The sequence below is a fragment of the Pseudoroseomonas cervicalis ATCC 49957 genome, assembly GCF_000164635.1.
Lineage (GTDB): Bacteria > Pseudomonadota > Alphaproteobacteria > Acetobacterales > Acetobacteraceae > Pseudoroseomonas > Pseudoroseomonas cervicalis.
The window spans coordinates 1-602 of record NZ_GG771222.1 but is presented as its reverse complement, the minus strand read 5'-3'; the positions used below and the strand labels follow the sequence as shown (position 1 = coordinate 602).

Annotated in this window: 1 protein-coding gene; it reads left to right on the top strand. The window is 77.6% G+C overall.

Annotated features, from left to right (window positions below):
- A partial coding sequence (locus tag HMPREF0731_RS22675) for an alpha/beta hydrolase (RefSeq protein ID WP_007006619.1) occupies nucleotides 1-602 on the top strand: 602 nt, incomplete at both ends.

Genomic DNA, 602 nt, shown 5'->3' with positions numbered 1-602 from the left:
ATCGAGCACCCGCTGGTGGAGCGCTTCACGCTGGGCCTGGGGGATGGGCCGCCCTGGGCGATCCAGCTCGCCCGCCCGGCCGCGCCGCCCCCGGCCGCCGGCTACCCGCTGCTGACGCTGCTGGACGGCCAGCGCAGCTTCCCCCTCGCCTGGCATGCGCGCGAGGCGGCGGGGGCCTCGGGCGTCGCGCTGCTCGGCATCGACCACCCGGCGGCACCGCAGCGCGACCTGGACCGCCGCTTCTTCGACCTGACGCCGCCCACCGCCGCCGAGAGCTTCGGCCCGCGCCGCGACACCCCGCCGCCGACCGGCGGGCGGGAGCGCTTCCTGGACTTCCTGGAGACGGTGCTGCGCCCGGCGGTGGCCGCGCGCCTGCCGCTCGACCCGGCGCGGCAGACGCTGTTCGGCCATTCGCTGGGCGGGCTGTTCGGGCTGCATGTGCTGTTCACCCGGCCGGCGCTGTTCGGCGCCTATGCCCTGGCCGATCCCTCGATCTGGTGGAACCGCCGCTCCGTGCTGGACGAGCAGGCGGCCTTCCTGGGCGGGGTGCGCGCCGCCGGCGGGCGGCTGGCGCGGCCGCTGGCGGTGCTGATCGAAGTGGC